Annotated in this window: 31 protein-coding genes; 5 read left to right on the forward strand and 26 right to left on the reverse strand. The window is 39.2% G+C overall.

The genetic code is table 11. The features are described from left to right. Positions 1-24: 24 nt before the first annotated feature. From AB5706_RS12620 to AB5706_RS12660, 9 genes are all read right to left on the reverse strand, one after another. Positions 25-411 carry a hypothetical protein gene (locus AB5706_RS12620; protein ID WP_227199062.1) on the reverse strand — a complete coding sequence of 129 codons (387 nt, stop codon included), beginning with the start codon at positions 409-411 and terminating at the stop codon, positions 25-27. Positions 412-455: 44 nt separating this feature from the next. Next, on the reverse strand, positions 456-788 hold the full coding sequence (locus AB5706_RS12625) for a DUF3784 domain-containing protein (protein WP_117854480.1): 333 nt from the start codon (positions 786-788) through the stop codon (positions 456-458). Positions 789-864: 76 nt separating this feature from the next. Next, positions 865-1,299 carry a transposon-encoded TnpW family protein gene (locus tag AB5706_RS12630; RefSeq protein ID WP_227199063.1) on the reverse strand — a complete coding sequence of 145 codons (435 nt, stop codon included), beginning with the start codon at positions 1,297-1,299 and terminating at the stop codon, positions 865-867. A 154-nt stretch (positions 1,300-1,453) separates the two neighbouring features. After that, positions 1,454-2,626 carry a hypothetical protein gene (locus tag AB5706_RS12635; RefSeq protein ID WP_173719091.1) on the reverse strand — a complete coding sequence of 391 codons (1,173 nt, stop codon included), beginning with the start codon at positions 2,624-2,626 and terminating at the stop codon, positions 1,454-1,456. Beyond that, positions 2,623-3,309 carry an RNA polymerase sigma factor gene (locus tag AB5706_RS12640; RefSeq protein WP_173772303.1) on the reverse strand — a complete coding sequence of 229 codons (687 nt, stop codon included), beginning with the start codon at positions 3,307-3,309 and terminating at the stop codon, positions 2,623-2,625. Before AB5706_RS12640 ends, AB5706_RS12635 begins: the two co-directional genes overlap by 4 nt. A gap of 37 nt (positions 3,310-3,346) precedes the next feature. After that, complete coding sequence (locus AB5706_RS12645; protein ID WP_173719092.1) at positions 3,347-4,297, reverse strand: helix-turn-helix domain-containing protein; 951 nt, start codon at positions 4,295-4,297, stop codon at positions 3,347-3,349. Positions 4,298-4,682: 385 nt separating this feature from the next. Beyond that, positions 4,683-5,435 carry a peroxide stress protein YaaA gene (gene yaaA, locus AB5706_RS12650; RefSeq protein WP_173719093.1) on the reverse strand — a complete coding sequence of 251 codons (753 nt, stop codon included), beginning with the start codon at positions 5,433-5,435 and terminating at the stop codon, positions 4,683-4,685. Further along, positions 5,435-5,890 carry a thioredoxin-dependent thiol peroxidase gene (bcp, locus tag AB5706_RS12655; protein WP_148462672.1) on the reverse strand — a complete coding sequence of 152 codons (456 nt, stop codon included), beginning with the start codon at positions 5,888-5,890 and terminating at the stop codon, positions 5,435-5,437. Before bcp ends, yaaA begins: the two co-directional genes overlap by 1 nt. A 3-nt stretch (positions 5,891-5,893) precedes the next feature. Beyond that, a complete protein-coding gene (locus tag AB5706_RS12660; protein WP_148462673.1) occupies positions 5,894-6,103 on the reverse strand; it encodes a DUF6219 family protein in 210 nt (69 codons plus the stop codon). A gap of 175 nt (positions 6,104-6,278) precedes the next feature. On the opposite strand from AB5706_RS12660, the gene AB5706_RS12665 reads away from it, so the two are divergent. From AB5706_RS12665 to AB5706_RS12685, 5 genes are all read left to right on the forward strand, one after another. After that, positions 6,279-6,440, forward strand: a complete 162-nt coding sequence (locus tag AB5706_RS12665; protein ID WP_173719094.1) for a hypothetical protein — start codon at positions 6,279-6,281, stop codon at positions 6,438-6,440. Between the two features lie 110 nt (positions 6,441-6,550). After that, on the forward strand, positions 6,551-7,318 hold the full coding sequence (locus AB5706_RS12670; RefSeq protein WP_173719095.1) for an ABC transporter ATP-binding protein: 768 nt from the start codon (positions 6,551-6,553) through the stop codon (positions 7,316-7,318). After that, positions 7,308-9,380, forward strand: coding sequence for an ABC transporter permease (locus AB5706_RS12675; protein WP_173719096.1), 2,073 nt, complete (start codon positions 7,308-7,310; stop codon positions 9,378-9,380). Before AB5706_RS12670 ends, AB5706_RS12675 begins: the two co-directional genes overlap by 11 nt. 19 nt (positions 9,381-9,399) lie before the next feature. After that, positions 9,400-10,077, forward strand: a complete 678-nt coding sequence (locus AB5706_RS12680; protein WP_023922618.1) for a response regulator transcription factor — start codon at positions 9,400-9,402, stop codon at positions 10,075-10,077. Continuing rightward, positions 10,074-11,105, forward strand: coding sequence for a sensor histidine kinase (locus AB5706_RS12685; RefSeq protein WP_173719097.1), 1,032 nt, complete (start codon positions 10,074-10,076; stop codon positions 11,103-11,105). Before AB5706_RS12680 ends, AB5706_RS12685 begins: the two co-directional genes overlap by 4 nt. Positions 11,106-11,224: 119 nt before the next feature. Here the strand turns inward: AB5706_RS12685 and AB5706_RS12690 are convergent, their stop codons facing one another. The 17 genes from AB5706_RS12690 to AB5706_RS12770 form a co-directional block, all read right to left on the reverse strand. Further along, a complete protein-coding gene (locus AB5706_RS12690; protein WP_226815833.1) occupies positions 11,225-11,665 on the reverse strand; it encodes a hypothetical protein in 441 nt (146 codons plus the stop codon). Positions 11,666-11,930: 265 nt separating this feature from the next. Further along, positions 11,931-12,245 carry a helix-turn-helix domain-containing protein gene (locus AB5706_RS12695; RefSeq protein ID WP_173719098.1) on the reverse strand — a complete coding sequence of 105 codons (315 nt, stop codon included), beginning with the start codon at positions 12,243-12,245 and terminating at the stop codon, positions 11,931-11,933. A 192-nt stretch (positions 12,246-12,437) separates the two neighbouring features. Next, positions 12,438-12,641: a hypothetical protein gene (locus AB5706_RS12700; protein WP_195590185.1), complete on the reverse strand. Its 204-nt coding sequence runs from the start codon at positions 12,639-12,641 to the stop codon at positions 12,438-12,440. 51 nt (positions 12,642-12,692) lie between these two features. Beyond that, positions 12,693-13,487 (reverse strand): RNA polymerase sigma factor, encoded by a 795-nt coding sequence (locus AB5706_RS12705; protein ID WP_226815834.1) that lies wholly within the window; start codon positions 13,485-13,487, stop codon positions 12,693-12,695. A gap of 32 nt (positions 13,488-13,519) precedes the next feature. Further along, a complete protein-coding gene (locus tag AB5706_RS12710) occupies positions 13,520-13,921 on the reverse strand; it encodes a mannose-1-phosphate guanylyltransferase (protein ID WP_173719099.1) in 402 nt (133 codons plus the stop codon). Between the two features lie 46 nt (positions 13,922-13,967). Beyond that, the gene (locus AB5706_RS12715) at positions 13,968-14,207 is read right to left on the reverse strand and encodes a hypothetical protein (RefSeq protein ID WP_117854469.1); all 240 of its coding nucleotides are present in this window, start codon (positions 14,205-14,207) and stop codon (positions 13,968-13,970) included. Between the two features lie 146 nt (positions 14,208-14,353). Next, entirely contained in the window at positions 14,354-15,202 is an 849-nt protein-coding gene (locus tag AB5706_RS12720) for a DegV family protein (RefSeq protein WP_173719100.1), read from the reverse strand. A gap of 570 nt (positions 15,203-15,772) precedes the next feature. Continuing rightward, positions 15,773-16,474: a hypothetical protein gene (locus tag AB5706_RS12725; protein ID WP_226841042.1), complete on the reverse strand. Its 702-nt coding sequence runs from the start codon at positions 16,472-16,474 to the stop codon at positions 15,773-15,775. After that, positions 16,471-17,796 (reverse strand): COG1361 family protein, encoded by a 1,326-nt coding sequence (locus AB5706_RS12730; protein WP_148463287.1) that lies wholly within the window; start codon positions 17,794-17,796, stop codon positions 16,471-16,473. The genes AB5706_RS12725 and AB5706_RS12730 overlap by 4 nt, the downstream gene beginning before the upstream one ends. A gap of 2 nt (positions 17,797-17,798) precedes the next feature. Next, a complete protein-coding gene (locus AB5706_RS12735; RefSeq protein WP_117854462.1) occupies positions 17,799-18,470 on the reverse strand; it encodes an ATP-binding cassette domain-containing protein in 672 nt (223 codons plus the stop codon). Continuing rightward, positions 18,448-19,176: an ABC transporter permease gene (locus AB5706_RS12740; protein ID WP_227200884.1), complete on the reverse strand. Its 729-nt coding sequence runs from the start codon at positions 19,174-19,176 to the stop codon at positions 18,448-18,450. The genes AB5706_RS12735 and AB5706_RS12740 overlap by 23 nt, the downstream gene beginning before the upstream one ends. Before the next feature lie 18 nt (positions 19,177-19,194). Further along, positions 19,195-20,085 (reverse strand): hypothetical protein, encoded by an 891-nt coding sequence (locus AB5706_RS12745; RefSeq protein ID WP_294432102.1) that lies wholly within the window; start codon positions 20,083-20,085, stop codon positions 19,195-19,197. A gap of 1 nt (position 20,086) precedes the next feature. Beyond that, the gene (locus AB5706_RS12750; RefSeq protein WP_368366119.1) at positions 20,087-21,601 is read right to left on the reverse strand and encodes a DUF6034 family protein; all 1,515 of its coding nucleotides are present in this window, start codon (positions 21,599-21,601) and stop codon (positions 20,087-20,089) included. Positions 21,602-21,700: 99 nt separating this feature from the next. Continuing rightward, positions 21,701-23,125, reverse strand: coding sequence for a sensor histidine kinase (locus tag AB5706_RS12755; RefSeq protein WP_368366120.1), 1,425 nt, complete (start codon positions 23,123-23,125; stop codon positions 21,701-21,703). Further along, complete coding sequence (locus AB5706_RS12760) at positions 23,122-23,787, reverse strand: response regulator transcription factor (protein ID WP_173717240.1); 666 nt, start codon at positions 23,785-23,787, stop codon at positions 23,122-23,124. Before AB5706_RS12760 ends, AB5706_RS12755 begins: the two co-directional genes overlap by 4 nt. Before the next feature lie 269 nt (positions 23,788-24,056). Further along, positions 24,057-24,344: a hypothetical protein gene (locus AB5706_RS12765; RefSeq protein WP_148463282.1), complete on the reverse strand. Its 288-nt coding sequence runs from the start codon at positions 24,342-24,344 to the stop codon at positions 24,057-24,059. 166 nt (positions 24,345-24,510) lie between these two features. Continuing rightward, positions 24,511-25,368, reverse strand: coding sequence for an Rpn family recombination-promoting nuclease/putative transposase (locus AB5706_RS12770; RefSeq protein WP_256144503.1), 858 nt, complete (start codon positions 25,366-25,368; stop codon positions 24,511-24,513). Positions 25,369-25,435: the final 67 nt, after the last annotated feature.

Consider the following 25,435-nt stretch of genomic DNA (forward strand, 5'->3'; position numbering starts at 1 on the left):
TTCAATTTTGCAGGCTGGAATCTATCATTGAATAAAACACATCCATACTCCAACTACTATGAGCAATATACCTGATATTCTTCCTGCAAATTTTGACTTTTGATATCCTAGAAAATATATTGTTTCGGGAGTTGTAAATGGCAATAAAACAACATCTATACCCATTACTATAATTCCAATTCCTATTATGAAGACATTATTGTTAGAAATAATGCCATAAAACATAACTAAGAATCCCAAAATAATGCCTAATATAAAATACTTAATTTTATGGTTGTCTTTATCCACCATCTTTTCATAACAATTTTCACAATTACTATTACAAAATTCAAAATTGTCATTTAGTTTTTTGCCACAATATTTGCATTTTTTCATACTATTTTCTCGGTAATCCCCCCAAAATTTATTCATATATTCTCGATTTTTTCTGTTTTTTACATACAAGCTGGAAATTGTTACTTTCTACATAGCGTGTTTCCTAAAATGATAATTACCACGACATCAACCAAAATAATTCCCAATGCAATATATACAAAAAATGCAGGTAAAATATTTTCAAACAAGCCCATAGTTAATGCAAGAATTGCTATAATAGACATTCCAATTCCCATTGTTCTGCATAACTTCTTTTCATCATATTTTTCCTTTTCTTCTTTTGAAGCTGTATTATATCCAGAAATGAACCAGCTTCCGTGTCCAGAAAGTAAAATAATAGAAAGTACGGCAAATATCACAAAGACAATCCACACTATCCAATCAGAACCTGTTGCTAAATCTGATAATTTCATTTACAGACTCCTCCTTAAATTCTGTTTTGTTACTTATAGGATATCATATTTTTTCTTCAATTACATCCACCTAATTTTAATACATTGCCATTCGGCTTACTTCTGTAACCAGCATCCGGTTAATCTTCTCCTGCATTGTTTCCTTTGAATCTTCATTAAAATGATAACGGACAACATAGACCGTCTGACCGATTTTCTTTGTAAATGTGTTCCCCTCTGTTTTTGTATTCATCAAAAGAATCTCTTCCCGGTAGACCAGAGCTGCCTGTTTCCAGGGAAGTGAATCCGGGAACCTGTTCTTATATTTGATTCCATATAAAAGACTTCCAAGGCAGCAGATAACCGTGAGGATCACACAGGTGATTCCTGTAAATGGAGTGATCTTCAGACAAGCCAGCAGCCATTGCGCATATCCGCATACCGCAACCGCCAGTACCTTGGAAAACATCCAGCCATTATCATCAAATCCTCGAAACATCCTGGATGTTACCGGCATAAATACCAGTCCCAACAGAAACAGCATCTCCCACTAGGTTAAAAATGTAAAGAAATCAGAACCCAGGAGCCAGTAAGCAGTGCCTGCCAATAAAACAACCGGGGCAATCTTTATCAAATAAATTCGTTTCGCATTCAAGCCAGTATCCTTCCTTTTCCTGTTTTTATTATTACTGAGTTAGAATATCATTTTTTTCAAGCGTTCCTGTAAATATGGAATATGCTCCCGTTATCTTGCAGCTGCCGGAAATTTTCCCTTCATATTCAACCGCTACAAGATCTCCTGTCTTGATCTCCCCACTTTCACTCCATCTTTTTACCCTTATGTCATCTGTATATACCTTATATTCTTTTCCGGCTTTGGGGTTCCTACATAAAGCTGTATTATCAACTATCATATATCCATTTCCAATTTCCGTGACAGTTCCGGATATGGTTGGCGCACTGCTGCTGGATTTTGTTTCCGTGGAATGCTTTTGTACGTAACGGATGATTTGTCCTGCTGCTTCTTTTCCAATGAAATAGCTGTATTCATAGTCTAAAATATTGGTTGCGAAATAGCCGTCTTCAGAAATGTAGATCACCCGGTTATAAACACCCAGCGTTTCCGAGGTTGCAGTGAAAGCGAGATAAATACGGTTCTCTCTTTCAAAGAAATCACTTGTATTATCAAGTTTTGCATCACTGCGGCCCGCAAGGATCTGCCAGATCTCATCATCATTATCCAGCAAAAGTTCCTCTTTTTCCTCATAATTTTCACATTTTGTCACGTAGTTTAACTCTATATTTTGAGAAAGACCATACAGTTCCAGCAACTTCCCTAAAGTATCTGGAGCAGTGCTTTCATCAGCTGCATAAACATAAAATCCGTCTTCATTCCCTGCAGCAATCATCAGTTCTTCTGATATTCCATGAATCTTCCGCACCTCAAATGTTTCCGTATATTTTTTTTCGGTATCAGGATCAAGGCCTTCTGCTATACAGGAGCCAATCTCATCCCCTAGTGCATCTGTGTGGATTGGATTCTGGCTTTTTACGGTAAACTGTTTTCCATTAAACTTAATAGCAGGATACTTTTCAGCTGCAGTCTTGTATTTCCATGGCCATTCTATGGCTCGTTCTGTTTTAGAAACATGATATTTATATTTGCTTTCAGCTGTTGCGTCATTCTTTAAAAGATGCGGAATCAAAATACCTGCGATTACAAATAGGGTAAGACAAGCCGCAGCCGTCATCCATTTCATTACAGGATTATGCCTTTTCTTTGGCGGTGCTTCCAGTGTAGCAGTGATAAGCTCATTATCAATATAACCAATGGCATCTGCAATTTTGGGTATGTTCATAGATAGATTTCCTCCTTGATCAGATATTCTTTTAATTGGGCTCTGGTGTGAGCCAGCATATGTGTTACTTTGCGTTCAGTAAAACCACATCTCTCTGCAATAGCTATGTTAGATTCAAAATAAAAATATTTTAGAAGAAACACTCTCCGGACCACTTCTTTTTGTTTATTAAGAAAAATACTGATTGATTTTCCAATCTCTTCGTCATTCCTGCTCGGAGCATACCTTTCATCTGGCAGTATATCTGCAAGTTCATCCAATGCCATAACCATATCAGCGGATCGTTTTTTAGCTTTTTGTTTTCTAAATTTATCTATGGAAATACTTCTGACAATTTTGGAAATATAAGCCTTAAAGTTATCCGGCCTTGTAGGTGGAATTTTGTTCCACACTCCTAAATATGTGTCATTCACACACTCTTCCGAATCCTGGAGGTTATTTAGGATATTATAGGCAATTTTATGACAAAGTTTTCCATATTTTATATCTGTTTCCTTAATTGCCTGCTCGTTTCTTTCAAAATAGAGTTCTATGATTTTTTTATCGTCTATGATATTCCCCTCCTCAAAAATGTTCTCAATTATAAAGTCGGCTTTTTTTGATGGGCGTCTCAAAAAATTTATATTTTTTTGAATTATAGCATAGAAAAAAGAGAACAGCTTTAGCCATTCTCTTTTTGTCATCTGAATCCAAATTTTTTTTATCAAGAATACCAATTTTCTACTGCTTTTCTTGATTTCGAATCTCCTTAATCAGCTCTACTGCATTTTCTGCATCATCAGTTTTTACGAATATATCCATTCCATATATTCCAAAGCCAGGTGCCCCATGCATCGCAACATTCGCACTTGCCTCCTGTGAAAAAGCCATTATTCCATTTTGTCTTAACATTTCCATGAGTTGTTCCGTTTCTATTATATTTTGTGCATTGTAAATCTTGATATATTCCATCTTAGATAATGGTGAAATTTCTTTTATATTTTGAGTATTTGTTGGATTTTGTTTCTTTTTCCGATTGATAAATGTCAGAATTCTAAGAATAATAAATGCGACAATAGTAATACCGATCCAAAATTCAAAAGCTAATCGTGTTATCTGTGTTTCTGTAGCTCCCATTCTTAACAAGCATACGCCATAGAGGAAAGCAAAAATTCCTGAACATAATACGCTGGTAAGAAAATCCCTCCATACAGTAGTATTTTGGGGCAAACATTTATCCCATATTCCATTGTATATCATAATAGTTGCATACAGGATTCCTCCGGCTAAAACACTTACTGTCTCTCCTAAAATAAAACGAATATTTATTGTCAATAACATTTGAATAATAATTGCCATTACACCAATCACAAACATTGATGCAAAGGCAAGATTTCCAGCCTGTAGTGCTTTTCGTTTTGTCCATTCTTCATACATTGCAACTTTGTCCAAAGTTTCTCTCATCTCTTTATTCATAGCCTGGCTCCTTTCTCCATCCAGGAGCTCTCTCATTTCAACATCGTAATATTCAGCAAGCTCAACAAGTATGCTAAGATCTGGCATATTTGTTCCTGTTTCCCATCTGGAAACTGTTCTTGCAGACACTCTGAATTTCTCAGCAAGCTGCTCTTGTGTCAGATTCTTTTCCTTACGACATTGCTTTAAAAAAGCTCCGATCTTTTTTGTGTCCATGTCTCTACCTCTCTTCCACTTACAGTTTACCAATATGTAACAAAATTACCACGACATAAAATGAGAATCCACGAATTTTCAACCAGACATTGTATGTCTACGATATTCAAAGTTACTTTCAACATCAAAAGTTGCTTTATGGTCATTCAAAATTATCAATCCTTCTTTTCAGCTTTAGGTTTATGATAGGCCATTTATATAAATTATCGTATTTTTTACTCTCCGGTCCAGCATTTTTTTCTGCAAACTGGAGGTATATCAGCCTTTCTTGTGAGTAGCAAAGTATTCTTTCAAAACAATCAGTGCTTCCTCTCTCAAAATGCCTGATTACAGTTTTATTATTCTGCTATGATTTTATGTAGTTTTATTAGTATGCAATACCACACTACAGTGCAGACAACCGTTCAAAAATATATTCCTTCTCTGATGACAAGTCTTCTCTAAACCTATAGCCCAGTCTGTTAAATTCTTGTATATCAGCTGGATTTTCAATCCCTCTTTCTGCCATAAATCTGACCATTTCGCCGCGGGCCATTTTTGCATAAGTACCTTTTGTTACCAGCTTTTCTCCGGATAATTCACAAAATGTAATCGTTATATACGTATCTTTTGGTGACAGATATTTTTCTATGCATTTCGAATATTCTTTTGATGCCAGATTAATAATGATCCGGCTGTCATCAATAACGGACTGATATAGCAGATCTCCCCAATAGTCATATAAATTTCGGGTATTTCCTATTGTAACCTTTGCCTGCATTTCCAGGCGATATGGTTTCACACCGTCCAGTGGCTTTAAGTTTCCATAAAATGCGGATAAAATTCTCAGATGCTTTTGGATATACTCAAACTGTCCGTCTTCAAACACTGCTGGTGCCATATACTGGAATGCAATTCCTTCATAAGACAAAATAGCTGGAGTAAGCATGTGATAAAGATCCATATTTTCTAATCTGTCAAAGTTCTGCCTGGCAATCTTGTCATTACATTTCCAGATTGCTTTCAGTTCCTCTTTTTCCAGGCTCTTCATCCAACTCAGTATCTTCGTTGTCTTATCAAGAAAATCCGGCATTCCTACGGGTGCTATGCTGTCCGTATCCGTAACCATCTTTTTTGCCGGTGATAATATAATCTTCATCACGCCAATTCCTTCAGCATATTTTCAGGATCATCTGCTGCTTTCACTTTATCATTTGCCTTTATGATAATTCCATGCTCATCAATCAGATAGGTCGTCCTTACTACTCCCATAGAGACTTTTCCATAATTCTTCTTTTCTTTCCAAACGTCATATGCCTCAATCACTTTGCGCTCCGGATCTGCCAATAAGGTAAATGCCAGTCCGTATTTTTCTTCAAATCTCTTATGAGAAGCTACTGAATCCTTACTAACACCAAGGATAACAGCTCCTTTTTCTGTAAACTGAGGATACCGATCTGAAAAGCCACATGCCTGTTTCGTACAGCCAGCTGTATTATCTTTCGGGTAAAAATATAAAATTACTTTCTTTCCGGCATAATCACTTAATTTATGCATGTTTCCGTTCTGATCCGGCAGTTCAAAATCAGGGGCTTTTGTTCCTGTTTCCAACATTTTTTAATCCTCCGTTTCTGTAGCTTCCGCTTTCTTTCTTGTTTTTTTACTGCCAGAAATCATTTTGTGTCCTGTATAGATAGACATTATCATACAAAGCAGAGAGCTTAGTGCAAAATATTTGTGACTTGATTTTAAGCCTTTATATCCTGTATAAACAGTTCCAATCATGGTAATAAATGCTCCTAACGACCAATATTTGTGTGCTTTCATGTGATTCCTCCATTTTTCAGTGTATTCAATTGTAATTATACTCTACCGCATTCCTATGTCAATTTTATAATAGATCCTTCCTATAAAATTTTTCAGAATATCTGATATGATACCCTCAAGTAGGGCATAAAAATATAAAAACCTACTTGAGGGTATCATATCAGAACTGGCGGTTATGTTTGAGGGAAGCACCGCCAGCGGTACAGAGCAGGCTTACCGGAAAGCGATGGATAAGCTGACAGAGCTTCTGATTGCCGAGGATGCCATCCATGCAGGCCGGCATATTTTTTCATTGCCATCCGATGTTCTTACAAAACATATACTTCTCCCCCCTTGATGCGTCATTCTTGTTCTGAAAACAGGAACAGAATTCTTACAGCGACTGTAAGTGTTATATATTGTGTTTCTGTGCTATCATTTACTTAAAAATGGATAGGAGGTATTCATATGAACCCAATTTTGAATATTGAAAATCTTACCAAAGTCTATGGGACTTTGCCAAACCAGACGAGAGCCCTGAACGGAATCACTTTTCAGGTCATGCCGGGAGAGTTTCTCGGTATTATGGGAAGCAGCGGTTCCGGTAAATCCACGCTTCTCAACTGTATTGCAACTGTGATTCAGCCCACAGGCGGACGCATTCAGGTGGATGGGGATACTTTGCAATCGCTCAAGGGAAAGACTCTTGCAGAGTACCGTAGCAAAAAAGTTGGTTATCTATTTCAGAACTTTGAATTGCTGGACAACCTGACTGGCAGAGAAAACATCCTGCTTCCGACTTCCTTGCATGGGGTATCCGAAGCAGAAAGCAGCCAGAGGCTGAAGCAGTTGACTAACTATCTGGAAATCACTGATGTTCTGGATAAGTTTCCGTCCAAGATGTCCGGCGGTCAACGTCAGCGTGTTGCGGCAGCAAGGGCTCTGATCTTGCATCCTCAAATGATTCTTGCCGATGAGCCGACGGGTGCGCTGGATTCTAAGAACGCAAGAAGTCTTATGGAGAAGCTGTCCGACCTGAATCATTACGAACAAGCTACGATCCTGATGGTAACCCATGATTCCAATGCCGCCAGCTTCTGTAAGCGCATCCTGTTCATCCAGGATGGCGTGATCTTTCATGAGCTACGACGTGGAGACGAATCCCAGCAGGAGTTCTACGGGCGCATCCTAAAAGTGATGGCGCAAATGGGAGGGGGCGGCGCAAATGTTCTCTAATCTCATTCTTCGGAACAGCCGTCGCAGCCGAAAGGAAAACGGTCTGTTTTTCAGCTCCCTGGTGATTTCTATTGTTGCCTTTTACATGATTCTTTCCATCTCTACTCAGGATGTTATGATCTTTTTGCAGAAGATGGAGAGCGATGCCGTGAACAGGCTCTTGCTTCTGATTCCTGTGTTTTACGGAATGACCTTGGGTATTCTTTTCTTTTTGATCTATTTTGCCTGCAAGTATCAGTTCGAGCGCAGACGGCATGAGTTTGGTGTTTATCTAATGTTGGGGATGCGTAGAAATAAACTGTTTGGTATGCTTCTGGCGGAAGATTGCCTGACTAGTATTCTTGCCATGCTCATAGGTTTACCTGTGGCTGTGGTGCTTTCAGAAATTGTCAGTCTTGTCATCGCCAAGCTAGTAGGCATGGGAATCATCGGTCATCAGTTTTCTTTATCTTGGTCTGCGATTGAATGGACGTTGGCAGGATTTCTGGCAATTAAGCTGACGGCACTTCTGATTTTGAGTGGACGGATCAGCCGCCAGGAGATCGGTACTTTGCTATCCCAGCCAGCGAACCGTCCCAAAAAGCAAATGCCTTCTATTTTCTATGGGCTGGCTGCTGTATGTGCAAGTGTGATGTTGGCAACGGCTTATTACATGGCAATTCAAGGAATTGCATGGACAAAGGTAAGTATGATGGGACTGACTTTACTGTTAGGTTCGGCTGGTACGATGTTGCTGTTCTACGGAATGCGGGCACTGATTGCTCTGATTGTTAAAAAAGGCAAAGGAAAAAAGCAGCTTCATGTATTTACTTTCCGCCAGATTCAGGAGAATGTCATTCATCAGTCAAGCTCTATGGCTATCAGCTCTCTGCTGATTCTTGCAGCACTGTGTTGCTTTGGTGCAGGCTTAGGAATCGCAGGGACAAACAATCTATCCACCGACCATGTAATTGACTATACCTTTGAAGATTATACCGTTGAAGATTCGGCGCAGGTTCTTTTGAATATACAGAAAACCCTGAACGAAAACGGTTTGGAAAATCAGTTTTCTGAGCTTTTTGAAATGAAGGTTGGGCATATTCGCACCACAGAAGATTACGAGAATGCCTACAGCATGGATGCTGTTATGGAATCTCTTCGGAGCCTGCCCCAGTCGGAAGATCGGGATGTCCTTTTGAACACTCTTGGTTATGCCACAGATCCGTATCTAATTTGTCTGTCAGACTATAATCGTTTACTGGAATTGTCCGGCAAACCTGTCATTAAATTAAGTGAGGATGAAGCCGCTGTTTATATAGGTTCCGACTTCACTACTGTAAATCGCACCGCAATGCTGAACGGCATACTTACTGAACATCCTGAAACGGAACTGGTTGGCAGTCCGATTCATCTTACAGGAGAGGTTCAGTCTGTGAATTTGGTCGCGGACCGTTCTATTACTTTGTCCTTTGCATTGATTCTTCCAGATGAAGCCTTCCTCTATCATACCCAAGGAATGTATGATACGTATGTGAATGCGGTACTCAGTAAGCAGGCTATGGAAGGAAATAGCCTTATGACTGCATATTTAAATTTGAGCGAGAAGCTGAACGAAACTGGCCTTGAATATGAAAGCTATCTTCAGAATATGGGCCGCCAGCTTTTCTACACCGTAGCATCCATCTATATTACCCTCTATCTGGCGATTGTGTTCCTGGTGGTTGCCAACACCATTGTGGGTGTTCAGTTCCTGATGAGCCAGCAGAAAACCGGGCGTAGATACCAGACCCTGATCCGCTTGGGAGCCACTTACGAAAGCCTTTGCCAGTCCGCCAGAAAGCAGATTTCGTGGTTTATGGGACTTCCTGTATTGGTTGCAGCTGTCAGCAGTCTGTTTGGAGTCAGAGCGTTGTTTACAGGGATACTCTCGTCACGAACCCGTGGGACAGTGTCTGAAATGCTACCTGTATCTGCTGCTATGATTTTGCTACTTTGTGTGATAGAATGTGTTTATATGAGTGTGGTCAAGCGCTCCAGTGATCGGTATTTGCTGACACTGATGCAGCCACAGAGAGAAGAATAATTTGGAAGGAGGTGCTGTCGTGAAAAGAATTGCTGTTGTGGAAGATGAAGTCTATATGCGGGAAGAGCTCTGCAATATGCTCCAAAAGGACGGGTATCTTGTGGAGGCAATCACCGAGTTTGAAGATGCCGCTCGGCTCTTGGCAGCCCTCCGTCCTGACCTTGTGATCTTAGACCTGAATTTGCCGGAAATCAGTGGCTTTCAAATCTGCCAGGAGCTAAAGAATAAAACCGCTATCCCCGTCCTGGTGCTGACTTCCAGAGACCAGGTAAAGGATGAACTGCAAGCGTTCCAGTTGGGTGCAGATGAATATTTGACGAAGCCGTGCAGAAAAGACCGGCTTCTTGCCAGGGTATCCAATATTCTCAAAAGGTATGAAGGCCGTACCAACCTCATAGAGGGATTGGATTTCCTGTTGGACCAGCAGACTTACACACTTTATATTCATAACACCTCTGTGGTGCTTCCCAAAAATCAGGGAAAACTGTTGGTTGCTCTTTTGGCCAGTGGTGATGCTCTGGTCACGACGGAGCAGCTTTGCTTAGCACTATGGGGAACCACAGAATACATAGACGAAAATGCCTTGCAGGTTAACCTGACCCGGTTGAAAAAGACGATGTCCGGTCTGGAGATGAAGCAACGAATCGTTGCGGTTCGTGGGATGGGCTATCGTTTGGAAGCGGAGGTATCTCCATGAAGCAGTTTTGGCGCATAATAGAACGGTACTACCCTTGGCTGCTGTTGCTGCTGGGTGTGGATTGCTTTTGTTCTATCATTCTTTGGATTTCTGACATTCAGGCATTTCAGACCTTGATTGGGTTAGTGGTTCTGACAAGCATCCTTCTGTTTTCAGCGATCCTGTTTGTGCTAAACAAGCGGGAGACCACCCGCCGAGAGCTGTTCCGGGATTTCCTCAGTGATCCTACCATCTGCAACAGGGAACGGCTGCTCAGTGCCATCAGCCGGGAAGAAGGAGAATCTATCCAGCTTCTGGCATCCGTTTTACAGGAACACAAAACTGAGAGTAACAGTATGGCAGATGCCCTACAGGACTATGAAGAATATGTGGAGGGCTGGGCACATGAAGCGAAAACGCCCCTATCGCTGTTGACTATGCTCCTGGATAATCGGAGCGACGAAATATCTCCTCCCCTGCAAGCAAAGCTGGATTATGTCCGCAGTCAGCTTCAGGAGGATGTCACTCAAATGTTATACTATGCCCGGTTAAAGAGCAGTACAAAGGATTATCAGTTTGAGGATATCAATTTGAATGACTGCTTGGGGGAAGTTCTGGAGGACTATGCCCCACTTCTGGAAGAAAAGCAGTTTGTAATTCTCAATAAACTGCAATCTGAAACAGTCTATACAGACCGTAGAGGGCTTCAGTTTATGTTGGGACAGATCGTGAGCAATGCCATAAAATATAGCAGCGATAGTCCCATGCTAACGATCTCTATGATACATTCGGAGACCGCAGATGTCCTTTCAGTTGAGGATAACGGCATCGGTGTAAAAAAATATGATCTGCCGTATATTTTTCAGAAGGGCTTTACCGGGGATTTTACTGACAGCAGAAAGAAAGCCACCGGTATAGGGCTTTACCTGGTTAAGAAGATGGCTGACGATCTAAACCTTCGTCTGGAAGCTGCTTCCCAATGGGGAAAGGGCTTTAAGATAGTCATCTTCTTTCCAAAATTGAGATTTAATGGAAAATCATATAAATAGAAAAACGCCCGCAGATTTTCTCCTGCGGGCAGCGTGGTGTCAGCTATCCAAAGGCTTGTATTGTTATTCTTTAATCTTTCTTTAAAAAATATGATAAAAGGTTTGCCCACAGGAAATTCTTACTCAATCTCTTCTCCATCTATATATAGTTGAAATTTATCAGGATTATTGACAACGTCATAGTCCTTTCCGTATTCTATAGGCCTATATTCGGCTGTCATTACCGACTCTCCTTCTTCAATATCCTCTTTCCATAAATAAATGTACATATCAAGGCTCGTCGCATATCCATGGTCTGTTGAGAATTTTGTCGAATGAAAAGAATCATCCTTGTACATCTGCAATAGTTCTCTTGCAAACGCTTCTCTATCTTCAATATTTTCCCGGTTAGCGACCACAGTTATATTTTCATCACGATTTATGGAAAATGTTCCAACTACATCCGGTTCACCTTTCTTATGACCGGATTCAGATTTCATATAAATACTTTTTGCCGCAATTATCAAGATCACTGCTCCTGAGATCACTGCAATGATACTTCTCTTCATATTTCCATTCATTCCCTTCTAACTGTCCTACTGCATAATCTGTTACTTCTTTCAATACCGATTTGTCTCTTTTAAGTGTTACTTTCTTTCGTTCTTTCTGCACAGACAGATTAACATCTTCAAATCCTGCATTTTGCCTATATCTATTTTTAAGAATTATATATAGTTCTTTAGAACTATAATATCATGGTTTTGATTGCGAAAAAAGACATGTTTTACAAATGAATCCATAAAAAAAAGAAGAGCTTTATGCCCTTCAATTTTGCAGTTAATTCTATTAGCCTACAAAAGCTCTGACTGCATTTAAAATTCTTTTCTGTTCGTTCTTTGGTAATTTTTCTATCATTTCAGACAATTCATTGGTAACACCTGTGACAGAATGTGTCACGACATCAATCAGCAGTGCATCTGCCGATATATCAAGTGCATTGGCTATCGCTACAAAGGTATCAAATTTTGTTACTTTTAGTCCTCTCTCTATCACACTGACATGTGTTGTACTTAAATTTACCAGCGCTGCCAGTTCTTCCTGTGTAAGATTTTTTGCCTCTCTTGCAGCCTTGATTCGCTGACCAACCGCTTTTAAATCCATCGTAACACCTCCTTCAGAACGATAATTCGCTCTAAAATTAGTATACTGATGGATAATCAAAAGATACAGAATCTACAGAAGATGTGCTAGTTCTTTAGAACAAGTATTGATATTTTATATATCTTAACTTCCGGTTTTTTACGACTCTTTTTCTTGACCTCTTTATCTATTGTACTCTGATTTGTCATATGATTACCTCCGATAGCAGTCGTCTCCCCTTGTGATGATACCGTGTGCTTTTGCAGATGTGCGATACTCGTCTGTGGTGCTTAGCGGGACAAACTTTTCTTCGGTCAAATATTCAAGGGAGATTTCCCGTTTCCACCTTGCCACCAGCATACGGGCAGCGTCAAAGGACGCATGACGAATAACAATCCGGCAATAGGTATCATGCACTAAAATATCCGAATCCATATAGAAAGCACATATTGAACAACACTGCCAAAATCAGAGCTGACAGTATAAATGCCACTTTTCCTTTCCCCTTTGTATACCAGCAGATAAAAGCCAATAATGGAGAAACAGATGTAAATCCAAACCAAACCACCGCATAGCTTCTTGGAAAAAATCCTGCAATATAGTTTGAATACAAATAGTAACTTGCAACCATACCAACAAAGAATGCAAAAACATTAATGCTTTGCGTTCAGTAAAACCACATCTCTCTGCAATAGCTATGTTAGATTCAAAATAAAAATATTTTAGAAGAAACACTCTCCGGATCTCTTCTTTTTGTTTGTAAAGAAAAATACTGATCGATTTTCCAATCTCTTCATCATTCCTGCCCGGAGCATACCTTTCATCCGGCAGTACATCTGCAAGTTCATCCAATGCCATAACCATATTGGCTGATCGTTTTTGGGCTTTTAGTTTTCTAAATTTATCGATGGAAATATTTCTGACGATTGTGGAAATATAAGATTTAAAATTGCCTGGCCTTGCAGGTGGGATTCTGTTCCATACTCCTAAATAGGTGTCATTTACACACTCTTCCGAATCCTGGCGGTTATTCAGGACATTATAGGCAATTTTGTGACAGAGCTTTCCATATTCTATATCTGTTTTCTTAATTGCCTGTTGATTCCTTTCAAAGTAGAGTTCTATTATTTTTTTATCGTCTATGATGTTCACCTCCTCAAAAATGTTCTCAATTATAAAGTCGGCTTTTTTTGACGGACGTCTCAAAAAAATTATATTTTTTTGAGTCATAGCATAACAAAAAGAGAACAGCTCATTAGACATTCCCTTTTGTCAGCTGAAGTGTTCCCTTATGGTTATTCAAAATTATCAGTACTTGTAATCTTCTGGTTCAATACTCTATTTACTCTTTCAATGGGGAAGCTATCTTCCATATCAGTCACTTCAAACAAATTTAGCGGTAGCTCCCTTTCTCCAATCAGAGACAGATATTCATTAACAGCTCTGCGGTCGATCATGATTTTTCCATGTCCATCCCAATGACGATTACTCTCTTTCTTCTTCAACCCGGAAATCCAATATTCGTCGCCATTCTCAATATCTATATAATTGGAATAATTGCCATTATATTTTTGAAAGGCATGGTTATTAAAATAGATTGTTTTCTTACTCTTTGAAGTTTTCACATATCCGATCCATGCCGGACCATCATCTGAATATCCCGTTTTAAGTTCAATGTACATTAAATCATGAATCATTTTTAACATCTCCACCTAAAGGAACAGTTTTAGCCATTCTCATTTTTTAATGCTGCTTAATAAGCTCCCGGATTCCACAGATAAACGATAAAACAATTACTATAATGTAACAACTCCGGTTTACAACCGTATTCTCAGCCCAGTTGCTTACTGCGATCACAGTCCATAAAGCTCCCTGTACAACCATCAGCATTCCATTTGTTTTTGGATTACTTTTATTAGCAACCAGTAAGAAAATGTAAACGGCTAAAATAATGAGTGATATAATGATTGTTAATGTTGGCATAGGCTTGTTCTCCTTTGCTGTCCTGTTTTTTATTATTTCTGAGTCAGAATACCATTTTCTTCCAGTGCTTCTGTAAATACGAAATATATTCGTGTTACTGCGGGTTTATAGTAATGAAGCATATAGCAGATATCGCAATGCATTCTTTATTTTGCAATATACAAAACACCTAGCGTACCAGGTCCGCAATGACTTGATACAACACCGCCAGCCCTGGTTTCCAGTATCTCATCAAAAATGTCAAGTTCTTTCAGATAAGCCCTCACTTTTTCTACAGTTTCCTGTTCACAGCCAGAATGTGTTATAAATACGCGTTCAGGTCTCGCTTTTTTTAAATCTTTTTCCATATCTTTTACATAGTTCATGACAACAGAAGCAATTTTTCCACGGTATTTCTTAGATGCATTCATTGCACCATCCTCCACTACAATCCTGGGATGCAGTTTTAAAACACCTCCGGCCATAACCGCTACTGCATTGCAGCGTCCGCCACGGTATAAATAAGTAAGGGTATCTACCACAAAGCTTGCTCTCACATTTGGTTTTAACTTCTCTATCTCAGAAACAATCTGGGAAGCTGTCCGGTTATTCTTTGCCATAATTGCAGCTTCTACTACAAGAAGGCCGATACCGGTAGAAAGGTTTGCAGAATCGATTACTTTTATTCGGTCAGAAGCCCCCAGTTCTTCAGCAGCAAGGCGCATCACATTTCCAGAAGTGGACATACCTGCTGAAATAGAAAAGCAGACAATTTCCCTTCCAGCCTCTGCATAGGGGCGAAAAAGCTCCATGGCATCTGCCAGGGCAGGTGCAGAAGTTTTAGGTGTTGTCTTGTTTGCATCAGACCAGGCATAGATCTGATCCGGAGTAATGTTTTTTCCATCTTCATATTCTTTATCACCCAGAAGAATATGAAGCGGAAGAATGTCAATCTCATATTTTCGCAATAATTCCTGTGAAAGGTCGCAGGTACTGTCTGAAATAATTTTTACCATATATTCACACCCTTTTCCCGAACAAAGTCTGGGATATCTTCGGCTAAGGCAGGATAAAAGTTTCACTCTTACGCATAAATCCCGCCAGCTATTTCACTACTAATCAATATATTGTACCAAAAAACAATCGCAATTTCTACTCATTTACTATAAATTACATTCTTTCCCAAAACGGAAACCTGCCCAGACCTTTTTATTGGTGTTGCTCTTGCTATAATTCATAAATGAAGTATAGCATGAAAAAGTGGTTTTTTGTATTGGATTTCCATCATATAAAAAACTGCTAAATTGTATCTAAAAGATCACAATCTAACAGTTTTCCATTATATGGTACAATTTACAAAAATACCAATTTATTATGATTAATACGTTGGAAGAAGGCCTCCATTGCCTGTCATGCAGACAATGGAGCAAGCCTTAGGGGAATAAAATACTTTTATTTACAAGAATAAAGTATATACTTTTCTTTTAAATAAGTACATGGATAAAATTACATAAAACATGCACAAAATACAATAGTTAGTCAAATGAATACCAGAGATTGATACAAATTAATTTTGCAAGAATACCTTATTCAAATAATTTTTTTGCCTTCTCCAGATTCATTTTTCCATTCACTTTCAAATAAATTTTTGTAATTTTAAGCGGCTCACCCATCTCACTGCAAAGCTCCTGCGCCTGTGATAAAGGAATATAGATATCTTCATTTTCCGTTACGGCAGTTACTTTACATGGAAGATAAACAGTTTGCTGTTCATTTTCTTCGTGCCCAGTCAAGGATACCAGATGATCTGCCGCGCCAGAAAGCTCTTTTGTATTTCCAGCAAGTGCATAAGAAATGGTTAGATTTTCTCCCATTTGCAGGAATTTTTCCTGTTGTTTTTTTGAAATGGAATGATTATTTGAGTCTTTCATGTTTTGCAATGCTTTACTTCCAAGCAACAACACCGGTGTATTTCCTAAATCATTCTGCTCTGGATTTTCTCCAAACGCATTCAGATCTATTCCTAAAAAGGTGGCTGTTTCCGTATAATCTTCAATCTTGATGGTTACTGGAATTTCCACAACGGGCCATATCTCTTTTATCCCTTCTATTTTTTTTGCCTTTTTCAAAAAATCATCATCATAAGTAAGGTCTCCAAGGGAAACCAGTGCCAAGTATTGTTTTTTCCCATCCTGTATTCCTGCAAAAAGCTTTATAGAGAAAAATAATGCCAATATCAGAAGAAAACCTACAAAACAGGTAAAACTATCTATTCTATTCTTTTTCAATGGGCATCCACCTTTCTGGTTTCTTCCAGAAGTATGTTTTTCTTATGAAGCTTACCCAAAAGAAGTAGAATCACAGAAACAAGCAGTACTGCAATAACTGCAATAACGGAATACCACCAGTTGTTTGTTTCTTCCTGGTCATCCTCTATTTTTAAAGACTGGATTTTAGCTTCTTTAATCTCAGACTCAAACTCTGTACTTTCCTCATAGGAATTGCCGGCTGCATCCTCATAAGTAAGAATCAGTTTTCCGGTAATCCTGCCAGGAAAAGAACCGTCATCTTCTTCTGATTTTCCTTTTACATACACACGGAGACTTCCCTGTACTGCGGTTCCAGCTTCTAATGTTCCTAAAAAAGCGGACTCTTTTGGGTTCAATCCGTCTGCTTCCAGCCGGACACTTGCATTATATATCTTATCCCTTCCAAGATTCATTGCTTTCACCGGAATTTCTACCGTATCCATGGTATATAAAACGGAAGGAATATCAGAAGCTTCCAGTTTTGCACGCGCCGGCTGAGTGATCTGAAAGGACAGCGTTTCTGTACCTGTCGCTCCCGTCGCTTTTGAATCTTCGTAATCCAGAGAAAAAGAAACTGTTGCCTGACCTGGAGTACAGTCCTCTGCTATAGTGACCTTTTGCTTCAGGGTAATTGCTTCTCCTGGAGTCAGTCTCTGAACATAAAAAGAGTTTCTCTCAAATTCAATTCCCTTTGTATCCGCAGAAATAGAAATCTTTAGACCAAATACATTCTGGCTACGGCTTTTATTCCGGAATGTCAGTGACATTTCTGTGACAGAGCCTGCTTTTAGATTTTGTCCGGAAAGATTGTTATCCTCTAAAAGAACCTGCGGTTTATGTAGTATTTTCTCACCAGACAAGCTGGCAGAAGAACCGCCTCCACTATACTCTCCAGCAGAATAATCCCCACTATCTATAACAGGATCTGTAATCTGTGTTCCATTATCTGTATCAGTATTTCCATTTTCTATTATGACATGGATTGTCTTCTTTTCGTCCTCAGCAGAAGCGTCTCCTGATATAAATCCATCCAGGTCAGAATTTTGATTTTCCGAATCCGTTTTTTCAGGAGTCTGTTCCTCAGTTTCCGGAATCTTCTCATCTGTAGGATTGTTTTTTTCCTCTTCAAAAGGCAATGTACTGTCTGCATCACTATAAGAAGCTGACTGATCTGCTTCCAGAACAGACTCTCCCACAAAAGCAGCTTCCATATTCCCTGCATCTTCTGCAAAAACAGATGTCGGCAGAAGCATCATGAAACTTAATATTGCGAATGTGGTTTTCACAAATTTTTTTCCCATTTTCAGGCTGTCCTTTCTCTTAAAACTCCGCCATCCATCTCATATACGTGATCACATAAAATCCGGATATCCTCATCATTATGGCTTGCCAATAAAATGGTTTTTCCAGCTGCCTTTAAATCAAGCAAAAGTTCCCTGATCTCTGCCACGCCGTGTTTATCCAGACCGTTAAATGGTTCATCCAGAATCAGGAAGCGAGGATCTTCCATAATGGCCTGTGCAATTCCAAGGCGTTGCCGCATTCCAAGAGAGTACTTTCCAACCGGCTTTTTCATATCCGGATCCAGTCCTACTTTTTTTAGGATCAGGCGGATATCTGCCTTTGAAATCATTCTTTTCATATCTGCCAGTATTTCCAGGTTCTTTACACCTGTATACTGGGTAAGAAAGCCAGGCGTCTCAATGATGACACCAAGGCTTTCTGGAAAATCTACATCACGACCGATTTCTTTTCCGAAAACACGGATGGTGCCTGTGGTAACAGGAAGGAATCCGCAGATACATTTCATAAGTACTGTTTTGCCAGAGCCATTATTTCCTACAACGCCGTAAACCTGTCCCACCTTTAAGGTAAGATTTACTTCTTTTAATACCAGATCTTCCCCGAACCTTTTGGTTACGTGTTCTATTTTCACACAGGTATTTTGAAATTCAGATTTCTTCCACTTTTCCATTTAAAACACCTCCAAAAATTCCCATTAACACCAATAAAAATAATAGCAGAAATAACCACAGTCCCGCTTTATCCGTTCCCCAGTTTCCATCTGCCAGAATCCATTCCACTGGGTAAAACCAGATCTGGTCTTTGAAATAGCGTTCATGAAGTATAATTCCAAAATAATAGCTGACAAAAGGAATCCCATATGCCATATAAGCTGAATTCCATAAGGTACCACAGATTCCACCAAAAGTGCTTAGAATACTTCCGATCAGTCCCATCCTAAGAGCTTTCATAAGCAGCTCCAGAAACTGTTCCTTTGGAAAGCTGCCTTTTATTTCCATAGGATAAAATATAACAAAATTAACAAGAAGTATGGTGCTTATAGCAAATATCCAGACTAAAAATCCAGATGTCATAACAGAAAAGACTTTTCCTTCCACATATAGCCTGCGGTTTGTCCTGGGAAATGCAGCTTTTAAAAATCCACTTTTATACTCCTGTAAAAAAGAATCACTCCACGGCAGTACCGCAGCTACAGGGATGGCAAAAGATACCATCTGACTTTTCAATGAACCATCCAGCAGGCTGATAAAAGTTCCACATGTTAATGCTTTTTTCAAACTTGGATAAGTCTGACCTGCTGCGATAGAAAAGCAGGCAATCAGCCATGCCGCCAGGAAACTCCTGCCAAGAAGCATACGTTTTGTTTCTACCCGCATAGATATTTCCCCTTTTGATTATGTTTTTTCTCCCAGAAATTCAAAGGGATATTTTTTCATCCTGCGAAGTGCCAGAACCATAAGAACAAATAAAATACCTGCGAAGAACATACAGGACTGCCAGATGGTCGGAAGTAATGGATCATAGCCAAAGTTATGTTTTCCATATACAGCCTGGTTCAAAGGACTGATCCAGCAGATCAGTACATTCACCTGATACATTTCATATTTTTCCTTATGCAAAATTGCGGCTACCACACTGGGTTCCAGTAAAAATCCAAATACACTATAAAGAAGTCCAAACACCATGCCTTTTGTTTTTCCTTTATAAAGATTTCCAACAAGGATCACAAAACCAAGTGTCAGGGAATAGCAGAATAACAGGAGAAAAACCTGCAGCATACAGCCATACGGAGAGATACTCTCCATGACTCTTACTGTAGAGGGGACCTGCAAGTTTTTCCCCAGTTCAGAATATCCGAGCATGGCAGCAGTCTCGCTCCACAGGTTGCCCGGATAACTGTCCTTCATACACAGTACAGATGTAAATATCAGCATCAATACTGTATAAAGAGCAGTCACAAGAATAATATAAATAAACTGTCCCAAAAGCCATTTTTTCTTTGTTGTTCGAATTAACTGATATGGAGTAACTGGTGTCATCTTTGGCAGGTCTGAGAACAGCAGAAGCAACAGAAGAGAACTGAGCAGTACTGCTGTTCCATCCCCAAAGGTCCAAAGAAATGGCTCTACGGCCTGTACCGGTGTATCATAGTTTTCCATAACAACCATGATTCTTCCAGTGAGAAGAAAGCTAAGTACAAATTCCAGAAGGAAGGTAAAAATGACTTTTGGATTTCGAAAATAGCCAAAGAAATTGTAATGTACAATTCCAAGTACCTGCTTCATATCAGTAGCCCAGATCCCTGTCTATAATACTGCCATCCACGGCGTTAATGGTAAGGAAGCTCCAGCTTGGATAGTCTGTGATGTCCGAGTAACTATTCCCATCATAGTCACCTTCCACTTTTCTGCTTCCAAAGAAATCCCAAACGGGAACCAGAAGACCTGTATGCGGATCTGTGGATGGTTCATAAATTCTGGCATAGCCCAGAACAATCCGGTCAATGTCATAAACTCTTGATTTTTCATATTCCATATTATCTGCATTGGTTACTACCATCATTTTTTCATATGTTTTCATAATCTCAGAAAATGGAAGAAGGTTTAAATTTTCTGTTTTTGTCTCTCCTATGGTATAAGGGTTTGAATAAGACATGCTTTCAATTCCATCTTTATCGACAAAGAAATAAAGACTTTCATAAGACCAGGTTTCCATAGTGCTGTCCATATCTTCCAAAGCACCGCCATCTGCCATTGTCTGAGTAATCGGAACACCGTTTATAGTACGTGTGTAATAAATCGCATATCCGCTTCCAAGATTACTTAAACTATTATCTTCTTCAAGATTATTGCACAATGCATAACTCCAGTCTGAAAACTGCAGATCTGTAATCCCCATTTTATCTACTTTTTCCTGTACCATTTTTTTTGCTTCATCTAATGAAATCCCAATGGACTCCTCAGTAGGTTTTTCTCCTTCACTGAAAGAAGTATACTCAGACCAGGTCGTGTCCGCAGGCAGCTTTTCCCCGCTAGATTTTGCCGTTTTTCGGATTTTGACAGATAAGGTATCGGATCCGGAGGAAGATGTCTTGTAAAAATATTCCGATCCATCCGGCATCTGTGCAACACCGGAGAATTCATTTTCCGCAGTACCATTTTCTGTCTCATGGGAGCCTGCAACAGGTCTTCCTTCTACCAGAGTCTTCGTTTCCGGAGCAGACTCATATTCCTGCTCATACATCTCAATTTCTCCATAAATGTCATAAATATAATTTCCATCTTCATCTGTTCCATAGTTATAGGGATCCAGATTTCCGTTTGCTACATCTTCTTTTAGTTCATCCAACGTTTTTTTGATTTCATCCTTTGTCTGGGTATAATAGCTATCCGATGTATACAGCTTTGCCTCTGAGAAAAAGGCATTTGTAATACGGTCAAGAAGATCCTGTGTAACTTCTGCAGGCGTGACAGAAATTGCGGATATCTTTTCTACATCCGGTATTTCTACGGTGGCATCCGTGTTCACTACAAGTTTTGCACTGTCATCTGTAGTCTGACTTTTATAAGTTTCCGGAGCATTGAGCAGGTCTCGAATAGTTGTTCTTACCGCTGTGTTCTTATCCTTTGTATTTTCAGAAGAATCCTCCTTCACTATATCTACGCCTTCAGCTTCTGTATAAGCATCTTCTGCCTTGTTTCCTTTTGGTTTTACAAGGGAAGATTCCGGGGTCTGGGCACATCCTGTGAGCATTCCTATACAAAGTGTTAATCCTACAATTTTATTTATGTTTTTTCTCATGTTAAATAAATTCTCCTTCCTGTTTATGTCTACAAGTATAGCATCTTTCATTACACCAAATCTTCCGCAAGTTGTAACTGTTCTGTAAATTCCAATTATTTACCATAAAACAGATACGATTGTTCCTTTTCCCAGATGGCTTGTAATTTCCAGCTGAAATCCATGTATATCTGCAATTTTCTGGCATAGCGCAAGACCAAGCCCAACACTTCCCTTTACTCTGGAACGTGATTTATCGACCATATAAAAAGCTTCTGTTACTCTTTTCAGATCCTCCTCTGGAATTCCCTTCCCATAATCCTGAACGGATAAATGATTTTGGGTTGCCTCCAGTACGATTTTTGAATTCTCATCGGAAGCCTTGACTGCATTATCAATAAAATTTGTCACTGCACTCATCATAAGGTCCGGATCAAATGTTTTTCTAAGCTCCTCTGGATTACAATGTATTTCAAGACAAATTTTTTTCTCCTGAAGCCTGTAAGTAACAAGTTTTTTTACATCTTCCAGAAATTGATTCATCTGAACTTCCACTGGAACAAATTCTGCTTCACCTGTTTCATATAATCCGGTAAGTTCCAGCATTTTCACTGAAAGCCTGGAAAGCCTTCGGCATTCATTTCTAATATAATCAAGCGCTATCTCCTGCCTCTTGGGAGATAGGCGTACCGTTAGAAGTGTATCTGCATATCCTATGATTGCAGTCATCGGTGTCTTTAATTCATGGGCCAAACTTCCAAGCAGCTGTCTCTGTGCCTGGTTTACGGAAGAAAGCTTTTCAATCTGCTCCCTCACTTTACCTGTCATAAGATTAAAGCTTTTCCCAACCTGTGCCAGTTCCGTCTTTCCCTCTGATGGCACTTTTATCTCATAATTTCCATTTGCCACAGAAACAGCCGCTTCTTTTAGCCTTGTGAGCGGTTCCATAATTTTCCGCAAAGTCAAAAACAGGAAAAAGCCAACAAACAGAACCAGAAACAGGGTAAACCCTCCTGCCTGATAAAACAGTGTCTGACTCTGTTTTTGTACACTGGTAATATCTTTGTAGGTGACAATCTGATAGTTCATGTCTGTAGAACTGTAACTGGAAAAATAAAAGAGCAAAAATACGTTGCCATTTGTTTTGCTGATCAGTGGTTTATCACAATAGATGTCATTTTCGAATCCATCATGTTTGTTTTTTGTTAGGTTTCTGATATTTTGCAGATCAAACTCATATTTTGTCCCATTATATTGTTCTTTTCCATCCTGATATAAAACGGCGCTGTCGTGGAATACCTGACGAAAAGCATAAATAATCATTTTTTCCCGGATTTTATCATCAGTGTCCTGTATTTTACTTTTAATCCGCATTAGCATGTTTTCAAACTTAGAAATATTTGTTTGAAACCTGCTATTTTCATAACTGTTGATATTCTGTATGCTCTGATTTTTCCACCTGTAAGTTGTATAGAAAAAAATTCCAGATGACAGCAGAAGCACCACGCAGATTACCTGTAAAAAAATTTTTGTAAATAGCTTCATAAATCCACCTCAAGTCGATAACCAATTCTAGGAATGGTTTTGATTTTATCCTGCCAGCTTAGTTTTTTTCTGATGCGTCCAACGTGTGCATCCACAGTTCTTGTTTCTCCGCAGAATTCCTCCTTCCACAGTTCCTGCAAGATCTGGCTTCTGGTAAGTGCTTTATTTGGGTTTTTTACGAACACCATAAGGCAGTTATATTCCATAGGTTTTAAATATATTTCTTCTCCATTTTTCGTAACTATGTGACTTACGGTATCAATTATGACATCGTCTATCTGAATCTGTTTCGGTGCCGTTCCATAACGATCTAATACTTTTTCCAAACGAACCATTACCTCCAGCATTTCAAAAGGTTTTACTATGTAATCCTCGGCTCCGTCTTTTAACCCTTTTACTTTACTTGTAACATCAGCCTTTGCCGTAAGAAATATAACCGGAATACCAAACTTTTTTAATTCCGGCAACAGGGTATAACCATCCTTTCCCGGAAGCATAATATCCACAAGGGCGCACTGAAATTCATGGTCCTGTGCGACTCCTTCACTTGCATCATTTCCATCCAGATAACCTACTGTTTCATAGCCGGCAGCTTCCAGATTCATACAAAGCAGATCATTGATTGCCATTTCATCTTCTATCACCAGTATTCTTGCTTTCATAATAATGTTCCTTTCATTTTACACAAACCCGATTATTTCTTTATTGTGCGTGATTTTTACTATTACAATTATACACTAATTTCAGTACTGCGAACGTAACCGATTTGTAAAGAAAAAGGAATCAAGAACGATCCATCTGGAAGTCGTTTTGATTCCTCAAATCCCACTACATTTTTGATTTCATTTTGTTAATTGTGTTTATATGAGTCACACCCTCCCTCTCTTAGAACTGTCTATTTCCCGACAGCCTCTTCCTATAAAATCATATGTTACACAAGTGTCTGTCCCATTGCCGATGCAATTTCCTTTAATTTGTCGATGGCATAGCCTGTATATTTTGAAATTTTATCGACAGGTTCTTTTTCCTCGATCATCATTTGGGCCAGGGACATTTTTTCTTTTTCAACTCCCTGTTTCATTCCTTGCTCAATTCCCTGGTCTACAAGAGCTCTACTTAGATTACACATGTCTCTCACCTCACTCTCAAATTCTTCTGTCATGGCAATATCAAAATCTTTATGTAACCGCTTCTTTTTTTCTTCTGGCGTGGCGCTCATATATTATTTTCCCTAGCGGTAATCAACATTTCAAGTAATCCCTTTGGCTTGTTGTGTCCACCTTATAGGGTACATTATAAAAATCTTCATTTTGTGAAAGATTAGTAAGTTCTTTGAAAAATGAGCAAGCCCGAAACAGACCTGCCCATCAACAATATTATCCTACTTATTTCATTATGCACAAATTCTCATCAATCCATTTCTGGACATCTTTTTCGCTGAGATTTACGGCTTTCGCAATTTTATCAACTGGGATTCCCATTTCAGCCAGCGAAAGGATGGTTTCTTTTTTGGCTTTTAACTCGCCCATTTCTATACCACGTTTCTCTCCACTTTCCATTCCTTCACTATAAATTTTCTCCATTTCATGGCACATAAGTTCCACCCCTTTCTGCGTCTCCTTCAATTCATATACTCGTTTTGCAAGAATCGGACTGTGCATCTCATCTGCCTTTTTACAGTGTAGATCATGCATCAGTCTTCCCAGTTGTGTATCATCCTGTTTCTTGGAATTTACATATATGATATGTGCTTCATCTTGAAAAGCCTCTTCCAGTTCTTTGATCTGCCGGTCAATGTGGTAAATGGGAAGTCCATATCCAAGAATATCGTCCCTGGTAATAAAAATTACATAGCTTTCCGGCAGTTCCTCAAAATCCTGTCCAGGATTTAAGGTATTCATATCCATCAGTCCACTATGGTACCGGGCTCTTTTGGGGGAAGCTTCTTCATTATCCTGCTGGATTTCCACATCAAATTGTTTGCCTGTGGAATCCTTGGCAACGCAGTCCATTACTGCGGAGCGTCCCTGCAAATTTTTATAATCTTTTTGGATTATCTGATCAATCACGTGTAAATCTTGTTTCTCCATAATGACCTGCAAAACATATTCCAGACATTCTCTTTTCTTGAACACGTTTCGCATAAATATATCACTCATGAGTGTAAAATTCTTAATAATGCCTTTGTATTTTTCGTAGCGTGACTCTAAATCACTGTTCAATAGGGTGTTTACATCAGCCATTTACAGCAATCACCTCCTGGCATTTTCGATTGATGAATGTGAAAGTACTTTTATCTGATTCTATCTT

The organism is Ruminococcus sp. RTP21484sp1_RTP21277st1_D2_RTP21277_210401, from assembly GCF_040924225.1.
Taxonomy (GTDB): domain Bacteria; phylum Bacillota; class Clostridia; order Lachnospirales; family Lachnospiraceae; genus Blautia_A; species Blautia_A faecis.

Bases quoted from the DNA above. Each gene is read 5' to 3' on its own strand.
- AB5706_RS12675 (WP_173719096.1), top strand. From the start codon at position 7,308: ATGTTCTCTAATCTCATTCTTCGGAACAGCCGTCGCAGCCGAAAGGAA.
- AB5706_RS12685 (WP_173719097.1), top strand. From the start codon at position 10,074: ATGAAGCAGTTTTGGCGCATAATAGAACGGTACTACCCTTGGCTGCTG.
- AB5706_RS12745 (WP_294432102.1), bottom strand. From the start codon at position 20,085: ATGAAGCAGGTACTTGGAATTGTACATTACAATTTCTTTGGCTATTTT.
- AB5706_RS12635 (WP_173719091.1), bottom strand. From the start codon at position 2,626: ATGAACATACCCAAAATTGCAGATGCCATTGGTTATATTGATAATGAG.
- AB5706_RS12640 (WP_173772303.1), bottom strand. From the start codon at position 3,309: ATGACAAAAAGAGAATGGCTAAAGCTGTTCTCTTTTTTCTATGCTATA.
- AB5706_RS12730 (WP_148463287.1), bottom strand. From the start codon at position 17,796: ATGGGAAAAAAATTTGTGAAAACCACATTCGCAATATTAAGTTTCATG.
- bcp (WP_148462672.1), bottom strand. From the start codon at position 5,890: ATGTTGGAAACAGGAACAAAAGCCCCTGATTTTGAACTGCCGGATCAG.
- AB5706_RS12760 (WP_173717240.1), bottom strand. From the start codon at position 23,787: ATGAAAGCAAGAATACTGGTGATAGAAGATGAAATGGCAATCAATGAT.
- AB5706_RS12670 (WP_173719095.1), top strand. From the start codon at position 6,551: ATGAACCCAATTTTGAATATTGAAAATCTTACCAAAGTCTATGGGACT.
- AB5706_RS12755 (WP_368366120.1), bottom strand. From the start codon at position 23,125: ATGAAGCTATTTACAAAAATTTTTTTACAGGTAATCTGCGTGGTGCTT.
- AB5706_RS12690 (WP_226815833.1), bottom strand. From the start codon at position 11,665: ATGAATGGAAATATGAAGAGAAGTATCATTGCAGTGATCTCAGGAGCA.
- AB5706_RS12765 (WP_148463282.1), bottom strand. From the start codon at position 24,344: ATGAGCGCCACGCCAGAAGAAAAAAAGAAGCGGTTACATAAAGATTTT.
- AB5706_RS12710 (WP_173719099.1), bottom strand. From the start codon at position 13,921: ATGATTCATGATTTAATGTACATTGAACTTAAAACGGGATATTCAGAT.
- AB5706_RS12740 (WP_227200884.1), bottom strand. From the start codon at position 19,176: ATGCGGGTAGAAACAAAACGTATGCTTCTTGGCAGGAGTTTCCTGGCG.
- AB5706_RS12625 (WP_117854480.1), bottom strand. From the start codon at position 788: ATGAAATTATCAGATTTAGCAACAGGTTCTGATTGGATAGTGTGGATT.
- AB5706_RS12705 (WP_226815834.1), bottom strand. From the start codon at position 13,487: ATGTCTAATGAGCTGTTCTCTTTTTGTTATGCTATGACTCAAAAAAAT.
- AB5706_RS12715 (WP_117854469.1), bottom strand. From the start codon at position 14,207: ATGCCAACATTAACAATCATTATATCACTCATTATTTTAGCCGTTTAC.
- yaaA (WP_173719093.1), bottom strand. From the start codon at position 5,435: ATGAAGATTATATTATCACCGGCAAAAAAGATGGTTACGGATACGGAC.
- AB5706_RS12735 (WP_117854462.1), bottom strand. From the start codon at position 18,470: ATGGAAAAGTGGAAGAAATCTGAATTTCAAAATACCTGTGTGAAAATA.
- AB5706_RS12720 (WP_173719100.1), bottom strand. From the start codon at position 15,202: ATGGTAAAAATTATTTCAGACAGTACCTGCGACCTTTCACAGGAATTA.
- AB5706_RS12770 (WP_256144503.1), bottom strand. From the start codon at position 25,368: ATGGCTGATGTAAACACCCTATTGAACAGTGATTTAGAGTCACGCTAC.
- AB5706_RS12645 (WP_173719092.1), bottom strand. From the start codon at position 4,297: ATGGACACAAAAAAGATCGGAGCTTTTTTAAAGCAATGTCGTAAGGAA.
- AB5706_RS12620 (WP_227199062.1), bottom strand. From the start codon at position 411: ATGAATAAATTTTGGGGGGATTACCGAGAAAATAGTATGAAAAAATGC.
- AB5706_RS12750 (WP_368366119.1), bottom strand. From the start codon at position 21,601: ATGAGAAAAAACATAAATAAAATTGTAGGATTAACACTTTGTATAGGA.
- AB5706_RS12695 (WP_173719098.1), bottom strand. From the start codon at position 12,245: ATGGATTTAAAAGCGGTTGGTCAGCGAATCAAGGCTGCAAGAGAGGCA.
- AB5706_RS12665 (WP_173719094.1), top strand. From the start codon at position 6,279: ATGTTTGAGGGAAGCACCGCCAGCGGTACAGAGCAGGCTTACCGGAAA.
- AB5706_RS12660 (WP_148462673.1), bottom strand. From the start codon at position 6,103: ATGAAAGCACACAAATATTGGTCGTTAGGAGCATTTATTACCATGATT.